11 protein-coding genes are annotated in these 15,933 nt (G+C 67.1%); 3 read left to right on the forward strand and 8 right to left on the reverse strand.

What is annotated here, in order from left to right:
• Positions 1–289 precede the first annotated feature (289 nt).
• On the forward strand, positions 290–3,601 hold the full coding sequence (locus OIM94_RS00905) for a TonB-dependent receptor domain-containing protein (protein ID WP_264608264.1): 3,312 nt from the start codon (positions 290–292) through the stop codon (positions 3,599–3,601).
• Positions 3,601–4,941 carry a pectate lyase gene (locus OIM94_RS00910; protein WP_264608265.1) on the forward strand — a complete coding sequence of 447 codons (1,341 nt, stop codon included), beginning with the start codon at positions 3,601–3,603 and terminating at the stop codon, positions 4,939–4,941. Before OIM94_RS00905 ends, OIM94_RS00910 begins: the two co-directional genes overlap by 1 nt.
• On the opposite strand, the gene OIM94_RS00915 is transcribed toward OIM94_RS00910, so the two are convergent.
• The 7 genes from OIM94_RS00915 to OIM94_RS00945 form a co-directional block, all read right to left on the reverse strand.
• Entirely contained in the window at positions 4,938–5,534 is a 597-nt protein-coding gene (locus tag OIM94_RS00915) for a hypothetical protein (RefSeq protein ID WP_264608266.1), read from the reverse strand. The genes OIM94_RS00910 and OIM94_RS00915 overlap by 4 nt on opposite strands.
• Positions 5,528–6,937 (reverse strand): B12-binding domain-containing radical SAM protein, encoded by a 1,410-nt coding sequence (locus OIM94_RS00920; RefSeq protein ID WP_264608267.1) that lies wholly within the window; start codon positions 6,935–6,937, stop codon positions 5,528–5,530. The genes OIM94_RS00915 and OIM94_RS00920 overlap by 7 nt, the downstream gene beginning before the upstream one ends.
• On the reverse strand, positions 6,934–7,269 hold the full coding sequence (locus tag OIM94_RS00925) for a diacylglycerol kinase family protein (protein ID WP_264608268.1): 336 nt from the start codon (positions 7,267–7,269) through the stop codon (positions 6,934–6,936). The genes OIM94_RS00920 and OIM94_RS00925 overlap by 4 nt, the downstream gene beginning before the upstream one ends.
• A 44-nt stretch (positions 7,270–7,313) precedes the next feature.
• On the reverse strand, positions 7,314–7,580 hold the full coding sequence (locus tag OIM94_RS00930) for a hypothetical protein (RefSeq protein WP_264608269.1): 267 nt from the start codon (positions 7,578–7,580) through the stop codon (positions 7,314–7,316).
• Between the two features lie 11 nt (positions 7,581–7,591).
• Positions 7,592–7,954 carry a transcriptional regulator gene (locus OIM94_RS00935; RefSeq protein WP_264608270.1) on the reverse strand — a complete coding sequence of 121 codons (363 nt, stop codon included), beginning with the start codon at positions 7,952–7,954 and terminating at the stop codon, positions 7,592–7,594.
• A complete protein-coding gene (locus OIM94_RS00940) occupies positions 7,951–8,559 on the reverse strand; it encodes a hypothetical protein (protein ID WP_264608271.1) in 609 nt (202 codons plus the stop codon). The genes OIM94_RS00935 and OIM94_RS00940 overlap by 4 nt, the downstream gene beginning before the upstream one ends.
• A 108-nt stretch (positions 8,560–8,667) precedes the next feature.
• Positions 8,668–11,766, reverse strand: coding sequence for a TonB-dependent receptor (locus OIM94_RS00945; protein ID WP_264608272.1), 3,099 nt, complete (start codon positions 11,764–11,766; stop codon positions 8,668–8,670).
• Positions 11,767–12,226: 460 nt separating this feature from the next.
• Between OIM94_RS00945 and OIM94_RS00950 the strand changes: the two genes are divergently transcribed.
• Positions 12,227–14,266, forward strand: a complete 2,040-nt coding sequence (locus OIM94_RS00950; protein WP_264608273.1) for an amidohydrolase family protein — start codon at positions 12,227–12,229, stop codon at positions 14,264–14,266.
• A gap of 57 nt (positions 14,267–14,323) precedes the next feature.
• Here OIM94_RS00950 and OIM94_RS00955 read toward each other — a convergent pair whose 3' ends face one another.
• Positions 14,324–15,931 carry an alpha-glucosidase gene (locus tag OIM94_RS00955; protein ID WP_264608274.1) on the reverse strand — a complete coding sequence of 536 codons (1,608 nt, stop codon included), beginning with the start codon at positions 15,929–15,931 and terminating at the stop codon, positions 14,324–14,326.
• Positions 15,932–15,933 lie beyond the last annotated feature (2 nt).

The raw sequence follows: 15,933 nt of genomic DNA on the forward strand, positions 1-15,933 counted from the left end.
GCTGTTGCCGTCGTGCCGCAGCCATTGGAAATTGTTGCTTCTCCGTTGATGACACCGGTTGACATGATGGCATCCGCTGCAACAAATACCGCCAACCAAGCGTGACGCAGCGCTTGCGCCAAGGCGACCGATAGAGTCGCCGCGGGCGCGGGAGAGGAAAGTCGCGGCCCTGACCTAGCACAAGTACGCCGGCACTTGCCGCGTCTGCGAAGTCGGCTGCGCCCGTTACTTCCCTTCGTTTCGCAGTGCAGCACGGCGTCATGCGGATGACGAACACGGGGAGGTCCGGATGAAAGATCTTGGGTATTCGAACGCGGCCATCGGCGGCACGCTGCGATTTGGCACGTCGATGGGGGCGCTGGGACTGGCGCTGGCGCTAGCCACGCCCGCGTTCGCGCAGGTCAAGGAGGGTAATCCCGTCGCCACCGTCGAAGCCCAGCGCGACGCGAGCGTGCAGGAGGAGCCGTCGCCGATCGATCCGCAGACCGGCGCCGAGATCATTGTCACCGGTTTCCGTGCCTCGCTGCAGAACGCGCTGAACCTCAAGCGGCGCTCGAACCAGATCGTCGATGCGATCACGGCGGAAGACATCGCCGACTTCCCGGATGCCAATCTTGCGGAATCCATCCAGCGCCTGCCGGGCGTCTCGATCGACCGCGACAATGGCGAAGGCCGATCGATCACCGTGCGCGGCCTGGGCGGCGACTTCCAGTCGGTGCGCCTCAACGGCGCGGATGCGCAGAATGTCGCGGGCGGCAATCAGTCCGACGCTGGCGCCAACCGCAGCCGCGGCTTCGATTTCAACACCTTCGCCTCGGAGCTGTTCGGCGGCGTCAAGATCACCAAGTCGACCGCCGCGGAGAATGACGAAGGCTCGCTCGGGGCGATCATCGACCTGACCACCGGGCGCCCGCTCGCCTATAAGGGCAATCGCTTCGCCCTGGGCGGCGAGGGCGAGTATCGCGAGAACGGCAAGACGTGGAACCCGCGCTTTACCGGCCTTGCCTCGGTCAAGCTGGCGGACAATTTCGGGGTGCTCGTCTCTGGCGCCTATCAGAAGCAGGAACAGCAGATCGATTCCTACCGCCGCGGCATCGGCGTGTTCGACTATGTCTATCGCAACTCGCAGATCAACGGCGTCACCCCGCCGACCTACGGCTTCGCCCGCCCCGGCGGCACCGGCGCGACGTTCGGTTCGGATCCAGCGGCCTATGCGCTGCTCACGCCCACCACGATCATTCCCGGCCTGCCATCGATCAACCGCCAGAAGCTGAACTACGAGCGACTGGGGCTTACCGCGACCGCGCAGTGGCAGCCGACCGAGCGCACCGAGATCATCCTCGACGGCGTCTATTCGAAATATGATCAGGACAGCGAACTGGCCGGCATCACGCCGATCGGCCTGAATCGCAACGGTACCAACACCCGGGTGACCCAGAACACCCTTCGTGCCGTCGGCACCACCAATGGCAATGCCGATCGCGTCGCGCTCTATCCGGTCTGCACGCAAAGCGCGATCGTCGATTGTGGCCAGCAGCTCAACGGCAGCAGCGTGCTGCCCGGCTATTTCAACAGCTATAATCCCAACAATCTCAGCGCATTCGACTATTACAACAATCCGAATTCGCCCGGCTATGTCGCCACGTCGAACCAGACCGGCTATTACACGCAGCTGATCGGTCGTCCGAACACCGTCGTGCGTGCCGCCAACGTCAATGCCGCGGGCCAGGCCGATTATCTCCAGCTCGATCGGGTGGACTGGCGCAGTTCGATCGATACGCAGAGCGGCTCTACCGAATTCAAGCAGGCCACGCTCAATCTGCGGCAGGATTTCGGCGAGCGTCTGACCATGGACGGCACGATCGGCTGGTCCAAGTCGGTGTTCGATGCGACGGGCTACCTGGCCGAGGTGAATGCGATCGACCAGAACGGCTATGTCTTCGACGAGCGCGGCGGCGGCAAGATGCCGATCTTCAACCCCGGCTTCAACGTCGCCGATCCGAACAGCTGGACGCTGGTGAAGGGCCTCTCCACCATCCGCGTGTTCAAGAACCAGGTGACCAACGAATACCGCGTGGGCCGGCTCAACTTCGCGTTCGAAGCGGTGCCGGAGCTGACGATCCGCTTCGGCGGTACCTACAAGAAGTTCAGCTATTTCGCCGATCAGCAGCGTCGCGCCCAGTCGATCGAGGCGCTCAACCCGACGCTGGCCGAGGCGAAGCTGAACGTTACCTCGCTCGGCTCGGTCTATGGTTTCGGCCAGGGGCTTAATCTGCCGGCCGGTACGCCGACGAGCTTTTTCGCGCCCGATCTGGGCAAGTTCGTCAACGCGTTCGGCATTGACTGCAATTGCGTCAACAAATGGGGCGATTTCCGCGTGGTGGCAGATGGCCGCCAGGGCGGCGGCGTCGAGGAGCGCGACGCCTCGGGCTTCTTCCAGGTCGACTATGACCTGACGCTGCTCGGCGGCCCGCTGCGCGGCAATGTCGGGCTGCGCGTCGCCAACACCAAGGTGAAGGGCCGCGGCAATGTTGGCGGCGCCGACGGCATCGCCGGGATCCCGGTCGTGGCCAACAACGAATATTGGGACTGGCTGCCCTCGACCAACATCAACTGGGAAGCCAAGCCGGGCCTGCTGATCCGCTTCGCCGCCGCCAAGGTGATGTCGCGTCCGCAGCTCTCCAGCCTGACGCCGGGCACCACCGCCTTCTCCAGCACGCTGGCGGTCAACGGATCGGCGCCGTCGCTCACCGTCGGCAATCCCTATCTCAGCCCGTTCCGGGCGACGAATCTCGACCTCAGCATCGAGAAGTATTTCCGGAACAATGGCCTGATCGCCGTGGCGCTGTTCAAGAAGAATCTCGACAGCTTCCCGCAGCAGCTTGCGGGTGAGGCGCCGCTGTCCAGCGTGTTCGAGCCGGCGATCTACAACCAGATCCTCGCTTCGATGACCGATGCGACGCTGCGCGCCTACACCCAGGCCGGCGGCACCTGGGCGGTGCGTCAGTTCAAGGACGCGCCCGGCGGTACGATCAAGGGGATCGAGGTCAATCTGCAGACCGATTTCTGGTTCCTGCCGGCACCGTTCAACAAGATGGGCGTGACGGCCAACTACACCCATATCGACTCGAGCTTGAGCTATCTGACCGGCACCGTGCTGGCGACCACCCAGGCCGGTGGTGCGGGCACGGCGCAGAACAGCTATGCGACCGCGCCCTTCCTCAACACCTCGCCGGATGCGTTCAACGCGACGCTCTATTACGAGAACGAGCTCTGGTCGCTGCGCTTCTCGGGCGCGTACCGCACGCGCTACGTCAATCGCTTCCCGCTGGCGACGGGCACCTGCTCGGTCGGCACCAACACCAATGCGGGTGCCGCGTGCAACTCGCCGGTGTTCGCGGACTTTGGCTATAACGAGAACCAATTCAATCTCGACGCCGCCTTCGCGATCAATATCACCAAGTTCGCCCGCTTCAGCCTGGAAGCGCGCAACCTCACCAATCAGCCGCAATATCGCACCATGTATGCGGCCAACCCGGTCTCGCAGATCTACGGCAGCACCGGACGGATCATCACCGCCGGCGTGCGGCTGAGCTTCTGATGCGCAGCGCCGCGCTGACCACGCTGCTCCTGGCCTCGGCCGCTCCTGCCCATGCGCAGGAGCGGCCGGTGCCCGCCTTTCCCGGCGCGGAAGGGGCGGGTGCGCTGGCCAAAGGCGGGCGCGGCGGCAAGGTGCTGTTCGTCACCACCCTCAACGATCGCGGCCCCGGCAGCCTGCGCGAGGCGGTGGAGACACCCGGCGCGCGCACGATCCTGTTCCGCGTCTCGGGCACGATCCGGCTGGAAAAGCCGCTGCGCATCCGCGAGGGGCAGGTGACGATCGCCGGCCAGTCTGCCCCGGGCGACGGCATCACGCTGCGCGATCACCCGCTGGAGGTAGCCGCCGACGATGTAGTGGTCCGCTATATCCGCTCGCGGCTGGGGGACGAGAGCCGCACCGAATCCGACGCGATCTGGATCCTGGGCGGGCACCGCATCATCCTCGACCATGTCTCGGCGAGCTGGTCGGTGGACGAGACGCTTTCGGCCTCGGCCAATTACACCCGGGCAGGCGAGGGCTTCTGGGACCTGACCGTGCAATGGTCGATCATCGCGGACTCGCTTACCCATTCGCTGCACGCCAAGGGCGAGCATGGCTATGGCAGCCTGATCCGCGGCGGACGCGGCGCGCGGATCAGCTTCCACCACAATCTCTGGGCCAATCACGAGGCGCGGATGCCGCGGCCCGGCAATTACAGCGGTCCGGAGGTCGACCCCGAGGGCGCCTTCTTCGATTTCCGCTCCAACGTGTTCTACAATTGGGGGAAGGGCTGGTCCGGCTACAATGCCGACAAGGCCTCGCTCGCCCGCTACAACTTCGTCGACAACGCCTATGTGATGGGCCCGCAGTCGGAAAAGCCGATCGCCTTCCATGAGAGCAACACGCTGGCCAAGGCGTGGTTCGCCGGGAACAGCATGAACGGCACCATCCCCGCCGACCCGTGGAGCCTCGTCGACGGGATTTCGCCCGAGGGCTATCGGCTGGCGGCGCCGCTGCCGATGCCGGCGGTGACGCGCGATCCGGCACCGCAGGCCTATGCGCGGGTGCTGGCGAACGCGGGTGCCTCGAAGGCACGCGACGGCGTCGATGCCCGGATCGTTGCCGGGGTGCGCGACCGTAGCGGGCACCAGATCGACAGCCAGCGGGACGTTGGCGGCTGGCCCGAACTGAAGGCCGCCCCCGCGCCCAAGGACAGCGACAATGACGGGATGCCAGACGCCTGGGAACGCGCGCACGGGCTCAACCCGCATGATCACCGCGACGGCGCGACCGACCGCAACGGCGATGGCTGGACCAATCTGGAGGAATGGCTGGCGGACGCGGCCGCAGGGCGGGGCTAGAGGCTGGCCGCCACGCTGTCGCAGGTGGCGCTTTCATGGCCGGGTGCCGGACTGGTCTCGTCGACCGAGTCCGACGCCAGGGTGTAGCGCAGGATCGGGATCCAGACCGGGGACCAGTACATGCTCACCGTGTAACCGCTCGGGCCGAAAGCCGCGCCCCACGTCGTCGTCTCGCATAATCGCGTGGAAGACAGGCGGCGCGTCTCGATCGGCGGGTCGAGAACGTCTCCCAGCACGAAGATGAGCGCGAGCGCGCCGATGGTGCCGAGGAACAGCGAGGGCAGAAGGGGCAGCGCGGCGAGGACGCTCACCGGGATACGCAGCCAGCGCGTCGAAATCGCCAGGGCGCCGGCTGCCGCGATCCAATAGGCATAGAGCGCGGCAAGGCAGGAGAGGAAGTTCAGGAACGGCCACGACCATTGCAGCCCGGTCGCGAGGCACAGCCCGACCATTCCCAGATAGGCCGCTGCCCATGCGAGCCCTCGGCGCAGGTCTGTGCCCTCGCGCGCCTGCCACCGCAGGACGAGCAGGACCCCCGCGGCCGGTGCAGCGAGCACCGAGAACCAGGTGATATAAAAGGCAGCGATCAGCACGGCAGCGCCTCCTTCGCCTGCGGCCCGGCGGCTGCCTCGCGCCGGGTGACGCGGGACAGCACCGCTTCCAGCACCGGCGTCATCACCCCCAGCCGATGTGCCTTGATGACCAGATTCCACAGGGGCTCGAACTTCTTCCAGCCGGCCGCGTAGAAGAAATGCTTGGCGCGGTGCTTGGCCCCGTCATGCGTCCACGCCGCGCGGCCGATATTCTGCCAGCGATAGAATTCGCGATAGGCGCGGTCATAGCCTGCCTTGAGCGCCTCGGGCGTCAGCCGGGCCGGGCGGTAGACGACATGGCGCGTGTCGTACCGGTCCCAGTCCTCGCAGGTGATCCGACCCTCCGCCGTCAGCTTCTGGTGCAGCCGCGTGCCCGGATAGGGGGTCTGGATGTGGAAGGTCGCGGTGGTGATGCCGTGCCGCACGGCCCAGTCGACGGTGCGGTCGAACACGTCCTCGCCGTCCTCGTCCATGCCGAACACGAACGAGCCGTTGATCATGATGCCCAGGCCCGACAGCCGCCGCGCGACCTCGGCATAGTCGCGCGCCAGATTCTGCTTCTTGTTGCTCGCGGCGAGGTTGGCGGGGCTGAACGTCTCGAAGCCGACGAACAGGCTGCGCAGCCCGACTTCGGCGGCGCGCTCGATCAGGTCGCCGCGGAGCACGGCGTCCACCGTCGCCGCCCCCTGGAACAGGCGGCCCATGCCGCGCATCCCTTCGAACAGCGCCTCGGCGAAGCGGCGATCGCCGAGCAGGTGATCGTCTAAAAAATAGAGATGGCGCCCCGGCAGCCGGTCGATCTCGGCCAATGCCGCATCGACCCGCTGGGTGTAGAAGGAGCGGCCGCCGGCGAAGAAGGCGTCCTTGTAGCAGAAGTCGCAATGCTGTGGGCAGCCGCGCGTCACTACCAGCGAATTGGGAACGAGGTAGCGGTTGCGCTTGATCAGATCGCGCCGCACCGGCGGCAGATGCTCGAGACTGCGCCCACCGCCCGAGACATAGCGGGCGCGCGGCGTGCCGACGCGAAGATCGCGCAGGAATGCCGGGAAGGTCTGCTCGCCCGGGCCGAGGAAGATGGTATCCGCATGCGCCGCCGCCTCGTCGGGCAGCGCGGTGACGTGCAGCCCGCCCAGCGCGACATGGCAGCCGCGCGCCCGGTAGCGATCGGCAATCGCATAGGCGCGGTAGGCGTTGGTGATATAGACCTGCATCACCACCAGATCGGGTGCGTCGTCGTCACGCCAGGTCTCGACATGATCGTCGACCAGTTCCACCACGTCGTCCGGCGAGAGGAAGGCGGCGAGCGTCGCGAGGCCCAGCGGCGGGAACAGCGAGTATTTGATCGGCCGCCAGAAGGGGCTCTTCGCCTCTGCGAGCGCGGGCAGGATCATCTTGACCTTCATGACCGGACTCCGGTGAGGGCTGGGAGGAGACTGAGGCCAATCGCAAGCGCGGCGATGGCGGCGAGGAGCACCGCGCCTGCTGCAAGGTCCTTGGCGGCGCCGATGGCGGGATCCTGGGTGGGGCAAACTCGGTCGGCGAGGCGTTCGATGGCGGTGTTGAAAGCCTCGGCCATCCAGACGAGCGCGCAGGCGACGACCAGCCAGCGCCAACGCTCCGGCGGAAGCCCGGACGCGACACCGGCACTGCCCAGCAGGATCGTCGCGACAAGATGGATGCGGGCATGCACTTCCTCGCGCACCAGCCGCGCGATGCCATTCGCCGCGTGGTGCATGCTGCGCCAGCGTCATGCGGCGAAGCCGAGAAGCGGCGCCCGCATCAGACGACGGGCTCGATCGTGATCAGCGTGGCCGCGTCGAGCCGCAGTTGCGTGCGCAGCCTGCCGCGCCGATCGGTCCGGGCGAACAGCCCGCGCCCGGGCAGAATGCGGTAGAAGCGATAGGGCAACAGGCCGTCCAGCCGGATGCGGACCGGGGCACCCGCCGGGGCCGGCGCGATCCAGAGCGCGTGGCCGCGTCCATCGCCGAGGTTCACCGTCCGGTGATCCTGGGCGATCGGACTTTGCAATGCAAAGTTCGTGGGCAAAAAATTGCTCCTCATGCCGGCCGCGTCTTCGAAGCGGCATTGTCTGCGGCCGCCTCGTGCGCGCGGGCCTGCTGGAGAACCGCCTCCAGCGCGGCGAGATAGTCGGCGAACCGGGTCCGCCCCATGGCGGTCAGCCGGCAGCGGGTGATCGCGCGGCGGCCGTCCTGGTCCTTGGCTTGCGTCACGAAGCCTGCTTCCTCCAGCACCTGCAGATGGCGGGCGAGGTTGCCGTCGGTCAGCCCGCACAGCGTCTTGAGTTCGGAAAAGCCCAGCCCGTCGGCATGGCCGGCAAGCGAGGTGACGATGCCCAGTCGCGCGCGCTCGTGGAACACCCGATCCAGCCCGGCATAGGCGAAGGGCGCCGCGCCGCTCATGCCGCGCCTCGCTGGACGGCGCGGTGCAGCGCCAATGCCACGAGCAACTGGCCGATGCCGAAGGGCAGCGCCATCGCCCAGGGCGAGGGGATGCCGCCGGCCGCAGCTTCTGCCAGCACGACAAAGCCGCAGGCGAAATACCAGGCGGCGGGGAGCAGGATCGTGCGGGGCAGCATCGGAATGGCGGACAGGCCGGCAAGCGCGATCAGCAATTGCCACAGGCCCGGCAGCATCCACACGCTGTCGGGCGCCACGCGCAGCAGCAAGAGCGCGAGGCCGGCGCCGGCGACCAGGAAGGGCAGCAGGATGCGCAGCGTGCCGGCGATCAGCTGGTCGGCCATCGATCCATGCACGCGCCGCGCCCGTGCCAGCGCCTCGCCGCCGAGCAGCGCCACGGCGATCAGCGCGACCAGCGCCCAGAAGCCGACGAAGTGCAGCGGCGTGTCCGCAACGGCCGGCCAGGCCGACTGCACGCCGCCCGCGACCAGCGCGAGCATGCCGGTCGCCGCAACCGTGGTCGGGGTCAGGCCGTCGAAGCGGGTGCTGGCAACCATGCGCTGCTGGATGAAGGCCAGATCGGCCATCGCGCGTTCGAGATCCGTCATGCCGACTCCACTTTGCAATGCAAAGCTACGCCGTGTCGGCAGCGACGGTCAACAAAAAAGGGGCGGCTGCCGTGGCAGCCACCCCCAGGCCCTTCGTGGGGAAGGGGATCAGAAGCTGCCGCGCAGACCGATCAGGAACTGGCGACCGGGCTTGTACTGGGTGAAGGTCGCGTTGGGGAACTGGAAGTAGGAGCGCAGCGTCGCATTGGTGAAGTTCGACACGTTGATGGTCAGCTGCGGGGCCTTCTTTACGCCCAGCAGCTTGTCGAGATCGAAGGCCGAGGAGAAATCCCAGGTCGTGTAGTCGTCGGCATAGAGCGCCGCCGTCGGGATGCTGTTCTGCGACGTGCCGCTGCTCACCGAGCCCTCGCGCGAGGTGACCGACACGCGCAGCATTACGCCGCCCCGCTCGTAATAACCGGTGACGTTGTAGGTGAAGGGCGACACGCCCGTCGCCGTCGCCGCGCCGTCATTGGTCTGGTCGACGATCGTCGCGTTGGCGTTGAAGCCGAAGCCCCGCACGCCCAGCTTCTCGGTCAGGAAATCGAGCGGCTGGACCCACTGGAACTCGATGCCGTTGATCTTCAGCTTGTTCGGCACGTTGACCTGGCTGGTGACCAGCACCGTCGCCGCGGTCGGGCCGCCGCGCGAGTTGATCGCGATTTGCTGGGTGGGGTTCAGCGTGTCGTAGGTGATGCCGTACTGGGACAGCGCCGCGAAGGGCACGGTACGGTTCTGGTTGATCGTGAAGCCGTCGATCGCCTTGCGGAACGCGTTGAAGCTGATCACGCCCTCGCGGCCGGTATAATATTCGAAGCCGAGATCGAGGTTGGTCGACAGATAGGGCTTCAGCGCCGGATTGCCGATCGTGGCCTGGTCGGCCGACGGCGCGCCGAAGCTCACGCCCGGCAGCTGCGCCGAGGGATCGGGTCGCGTCATCGTCTTAGACGCGGCCAGGCGCACCACCGCGTGCGGGCCGACATCATAGGCCAGCGTGGCGGCGGGCAGCCAGCGGGTGTAGCTGTTGCGCGTCGAGACGAAGGTGACGAGGTTCGGATAGCGGCTGCCATCCGCAATCTGGGTGCCCGCGGCGGTGGCGTTGCGCGGATCGGCGATCGAGACGCGGCCCTGGATGCTCTGGATGGTGTTGACGTAGCGCACCCCCAGGTTGAAGCGCAGCGTGTTGTCGCCCAGCGTCTGCTCGCCGTTGAGCGTCGCGAACGCGGACTTCACCACTTCGCGGATATAGCCGCCATTGGCGCCGGTGTTCGATCCGCCGCTTTCGGGCGTGTTGTCGTGGAAGCTGTCATAGTTGCTGGCCTTGCGGAACGCGTCCCAGTCGACCGTGACGAAGCCGGCCGGGCCGGGCTTGAGATAGGTCGGCGCGGCGCTGTTCGGGATCAGCGAGCCGCCATAGGTGACCGTCCCCGTCTGGCCGGCGGTGTAGCCGGTGCCATAGCCCGGATAGGTGGGATAGCCGGCGGGCGCGGCGCCCTTCACGCTCAGGCCCTCGCAGGGCGGCTGCGAGTTGGGGCCGGGGACGAACACGCTGGGATTGTTGCCGCAGACCGCATTCTGCCAAGCCTGGGTATTGTCATAGCCGCGGATCCGGCGGGCGATGTCGTCATAGGCGGCGCCGACCTGCAGGTTGAGCGCGCGGGTGCCCCAGGTCAGGTCGCCGCGCACACCCTTGTTGGTGTTGCGCCGGCGCTCGTCCTGCATGTTGACGCGGCTGCCGGTGTACCAGCCGAAATTCGCCGGATTGTTGAGGTCGAGGCTGCTCTTGATGTCCGGAATGCCGCCGTTGTTGGTGTAGGTAACGGTGGCACCCTGGCCCAGCGGCGTGGTGAAGCCCACGGTCGGGCTCTCGCGGTGGAAGGTCGAGCGGGCATAGTTGGCCTGGAGGTTTGCCTTCAGCGTGTCGTTGATCGTCCATTCCGCGCCGGGATTGACGCTGAACAGCTCGGTCGTTTCGTAATAGGGGCGGAATTCGTCGAAGAACTGGGTGTTCGCGAAGGTGCCGCTGGTGACCGTGCAGCCAGCGCTGCAATCGGCCTTGTCGAACTTCAGGTTGGTGGGGATCGCGGCGCCGTTGCGGCCGATCCACGCCATGTCCTCGCGGATCAGCTCGTTGTGCTTGTAGCCGTACAGGCCGTCGACATAGAAATGCAGCGTGTCCGAGGGACGGAATTCGGCACTGGCGATGGCGTTGATGCGATCGCGCGGCCCCCGGATGTCGGCGATGCGGCCCAGGCGCGGGATCAGGCCGTTGTCGATCTGCTGGATCGTCGCGCCGGGATTCTTGGCGAGCAGGAAGGCGTTGTCGATCACCGTCCCGGCGACCAGGCCCGCCCCGGCGCCCGCGGGCACCGTTGCCGGGATCGTGAAGTTGTTGCCGCCATATTGGCTGTTGCAGGTGTTGCCCGTGCCGCACTGCGCCGCGGTCAGGGACGGATTGGTGTAGCCGATCGTCTCGAAGCCCTTGGTGCGGGTGTAGAGCCGTTGGGCCGAGACACCGGCAAGGATGCCGATCGTGTCGTTGTGCCAGGCGCCGATCAGCGATCCGCGCGCGCCGATCCGCTTCTCCGGCGTCTGGTTCGAGCCCTGCAGATTATAGGCGAGGAAAGAGTCCGGCCGGTCGAACGGCCGGGCCGAGCGCAGATCGACGTTGCCGGCCGCGCCACCTTCGAGCAGATTGGCGGTGTAGCTCTTGTTCACGGTCAGCTTGGTGAACAGATCGGTGGGGAAGAAGCTGAGGTCCACCGAGCGATCGGTGCCCTGCGCATCGGTTGCGCCGGAGGAGGCGACCGCGATCGGCGCGCCGTTCAGCGTCACGTTGGTGAAGTTGGAGCCGAGGCCGCGGATCGCGACGTTCACGCCTTCGCCGGTCACGTCACGGGTGATGGTGATACCGGGAATGCGATTGAACGATTCCGCGATGTTGGTGTCGGGAAACTTGCCGATGTCCTCGGCGAAGATCGAATCCGTGAAGCCGGTGGAATCGCGCTTGGCGTTGACTGCCTTGGCCAGGCTCTGGCGATAGCCGGTCACCACGATCTCCTGCTCGGCGCCCGTAGCCGCGGCGGGCACGTCGCTGGCCTGCGGCGCGGCAGGCGCGGTCTGTGCACCGGCGGTGGAGGCGCAGGCGGCACTCAGGATCGTCGCGCAGAGCAGCGCGCTGCGGGCAGGGCGGAAAGGGCGTTGCATGGTCTTCACGTTCAGGTCCCCTCATGGTGATTTCGGCGCTTTGCCGATCGTTGATCGTTGCTGCAGGCGGCATCGCGCCGGCACGCGTCAGGCCGTGGCGCCAGCGTGGGCGCGCATGCCCTGATCGTGGGTCGCGATGTCGGTCCGGTGCGGGCGCAGGCGTCGCGTGCGCCCGGCAAGCCTATGGCCCGGCGCTGTTCTGATATGGCGACATGTGCGTCATCAGGCCCATGCTTCCTCATCCCCGCTGCGCGCGGGTCTGTGCTGCCCGCGTCATGTTAGCGCTACATGTTAGCGTTATCTTTCACGCTTTGGTCTGGCCGTCAACTGGCGAATGGTCAGGCCATGCGCTTTCGCATCTTTGTGAAGCCAGCGTGAGGCGGGCGTGATGCAGGGGCCGATTGCCCGGCGACGGCGTCCGTGTCAGACATCGTCCGAGAACTCTTCTGGGGGAATGTCCATGCGTGCTTTTCGTCTCGGCCTGCTGCTGGCTTCGGCCGCAATCCTGCCCGCCGCCGCGCAGACGCAGAAAGCCGATCTGATGACCGCGCCTGCCGATGCACGGCATTATACGATCAGTTCGGCGGCCGGGAAGCACGGCGATGTCTGGTCGTGGACGCTGGCGGACGGCCGCATCGCCTATCGCATGTCGATGTCGTTGCGCGGCTGGATCACCGAGACGGACGAGGTGGTGACGATCGGGCCGGATGGCCGCCCGACCGCGCTTGCGGTACGCGGCTTCACCGACAGCGGCGATGCGACCGAGAATTTCAGCGTGGACGGCGCCGGCGTCGCGCACTGGAAGACCGCGGTGGATGCCGGCGAAAAGCCGTTCGGCAAGGCCCGGTACAACAGCTATGGCGGACCCTGGCTGGCGGGCGAGCAGGACATCAACGCGCTCGTCGCGGCGGGACCCGCGGGGCTGGACCTGCTGCCGACCGGCCATTCCAGCATCACCATCGGCAAGGCGGTCGAGGTCGACGGCCCGGCGGGCAAGAAGACGCTGAAGCTCGCCTTCGTCCAGGGCACGGGCTTTTCGCCCTCGCCGGTGTGGCTGGACGAGCAGAACCGCTTTTTCGGCGTGTCCGGCGGCATGGCGCTGCTGCCCGCCGGCTATGAAGCCGCCGCACCGAAGCTGAAGGAAGTGCAGGACAAGGAAACGGCAGACATGGTGCGCGCGGTCGCGCACCGGTTCCTCGCGCCCGCCAACCGCACGCCGACGCTGGTCGACCATGTGCTGCTGTTCGATTCGGTGGGCGGACGGTATCTGCCGAACCAGGCGGTGCTGATCGCCGACGGCAAGGTGGTGAAGGTGGGCCCGGCCGGCAGCATCCGCGCCACCAAGGCGATGACGGTGATCGACGGGCGCGGCCGCACGCTGCTGCCGGGCTTGTGGGACTCGCACCAGCATGTCGGCGACGACTGGAACCTGCTGCAGAACGTCGCGACCGGCATGACCAATTATCGCAGCCCCGGCTCGTCGATCGAAGATGCGCAGAGCATCTTCAAGCGCCGCGCCGCGGGGGATCTGCTCGCACCCGACGGCAAGGTCTCGGTGATCATCGACAAGAAGGATCCGCTGGCGGCACAGGGCGCGCTGACCGTCTCGTCCGCGGCGGAGGCGGTCGCGGCCGTCGACAAGATCAAGGCCGCGGGCATGTGGGGGGTGAAGTTCTACACCTCGATGGATCCCGCCTGGATCGCGCCGGCGGCGGCCGAGGCGCACAAGCTGGGCCTCCATGTCCACGGCCATGTGCCCGCGCGCATGCGGCCGCTCGATGCGGTGCATGCTGGCTATGACGAGGTCACCCACATCAACTTCATCCTGATGCAGGCGATGCCGCAGGCGGTGGTTGACAAGGCCAACACCGCCGCGCGGCTGGAAGGGCCCGCCAAATATGGCAAGGACCTGAACCTGGACTCGCCCGAGCTGCGCGCCTTCTATGCCGATCTCGCCAAGCGCAAGACGATCATCGACCCGACGCTGACCGTGTGGGAGCCGCTGCTCACCTCGGACGGCAGCGCGGTGCCGCCCGAATATGCCGCCTACGCGGACGTCGCCCCGCCGGCCGTCGCGCGCGGCTGGAAGATCGGCGGCTATCCGCTGTTCGACGGCCTGACCCGTGCCGATTTCCGCAAGAGCTTCGGCAAGATGGTGGAAGTGGTCGGGCGGCTGCACAAGGCGGGCGTGCCGATCGTCGCCGGCACCGACGGCTATGGCGTGGAACTGGTCCGCGAGCTGGAACTGTACCAGGAAGCGGGCCTGACCAATGTCGAGGCGTTGCAGACCGCGACGATCGTGCCCGCGCGGATGGTGGGCATGGCGGACCGGGTCGGCTCGATCGCGCCGGGCAAGACGGCGGACATCATTCTCGTCGAAGGCGATGTGCAGCAGGACATTCGCAACCTGCGCCATGTCCACACCGTGTTCCTCGACGGCTACCGCCTCGATGGCGATGCCCTGCGGAAGGCCAGCGGCCTGAGCGGCATGCCCAAGTGACAAAAAAGGGGGCTGGCACGGGCCAGCCCCCAAAGGTCTCCCGGGTGGGGAGGGGACTCAGCGCGCGAGCAGCGCGGCGAAACCGGGCAGGCTGTCGGCCGTGGCGCCGTTGAGCGCCTCGACCACCGCCGCCGCGTCGATCAGCCCCGCGGGCAGCGCGACCGGCATATCGGAGAAGTTGAAGGCGCAGACGATCCGCGCCTCGCCCAGCGTGCGGGCGAACACCAGCAGCGCCGCATCGGCGTGCAGCACCTCCATCGATCCCTCGACCAGCGCCGGGTGCGCGCGACGCAGCGCCACGAGCCGCTGGGTCAGGCGAAGGAGCGACGACGGATCGCCTGCCTGCACGTCCGCCGCAAGCGCGGTGTGATCCGGGCCGACCGGCAGCCAGGGGCGCGCGGCGGAGAAGCCGGCATTCGGCGCGTCGGCCACCCAGGGCATGGGCGTGCGGGCGCCGTCGCGGCTGAGGGTGAGGGGCCAGTTGGCGATCGCCTCCGGATCCTGGAGATCCTCGTATGCGATGTCGACCTGGGTGAGGCCGAGCTCCTCGCCATAATAGAGAATGGCATTGCCGCGCAGCGACAGCAGCAGCAGCATCTTCATCGCGGCGAAGGCGGCGCGATGCTCGGGCGCGACCCAGCGCGACAGGGCGCGGGGAGCGTCATGGTTCTCGAACGCCCAGCTCGGCCAGCCCGTGCCCGGCGTATCGGGCCATTCGGCGACCGCGTCGCGGACCAGCGCCGGCGTCAGCCGATCGGCGTAGAGGAAGTTGAAGCCATAGGCACTGTTCAGCCGGGTGTCGCCGGCGGTGAACAGGTGCATTTCCGCCTCGGGCGAGGGGCCCCCCACTTCGGCGACGGTGAAGCGGCCGGGATACCGATCGGCCAGGGCACGCAGCTTCTCGAGCAGCAGCGGGATGTCCGCATGGCTCTGGTTGAACACGTGCTGCTGGAAGTCGAACGGGCGGGTCCGCGGCGCGCCGGTATCCGGTGCGGGCGGGTTATCGCGCAGCTCGGGATCGTGCATCGTGAAGTTGATCGCATCCAGCCGGAAGCCGTCGACGCCGCGATCGAGCCAGAACTTCGCCGTCGCCAGCGTGGCGGCCTGCACCTCCGGATTGTGGAAGTTCAGGTCTGGCTGCTCGCGCAGGAAGTTGTGGAGATAATATTGGCCGCGCCGCGCGTCCCAGGTCCAGGCCGGGCCGCCGAAGACGGACTGCCAATTGTTGGGCGGGCTGCCATCGGGCTTGGCATCGGCCCAGACATACCAGTCGGCGCGCGCATTGGTGCGGCTGGTGCGGCTCTCCTGGAACCAGGGATGCTGATCGGAGCTGTGCGAATAGACCTGATCGATCAGGACCTTGAGGCCGAGCGCATGGGCACGTTCGATCAGCGCGTCGAAATCGTCGAGCGTGCCGAACACGGGGTCCACACCGCAGAAATCGGCGATGTCATAGCCAAAGTCCCGCATCGGTGACGTGAAGAAGGGCGAGATCCATACCGCATCCACGCCCAGTGCCGCGACATGATCGAGCCGCGCGGTGATGCCGGGCAGGTCGCCGACGCCGTCGCCGTTCGAGTCCGCGAAGCTGCGCGGATAGATCTGGTAGATCACCGCGCCGCGCCACCAGGGCCGGGTTTCGGTGGAGAGGTCACGCATCGACATCA

The sequence above is a fragment of the Sphingomonas sp. R1 genome (assembly GCF_025960285.1).
Taxonomy (GTDB): domain Bacteria; phylum Pseudomonadota; class Alphaproteobacteria; order Sphingomonadales; family Sphingomonadaceae; genus Sphingomonas.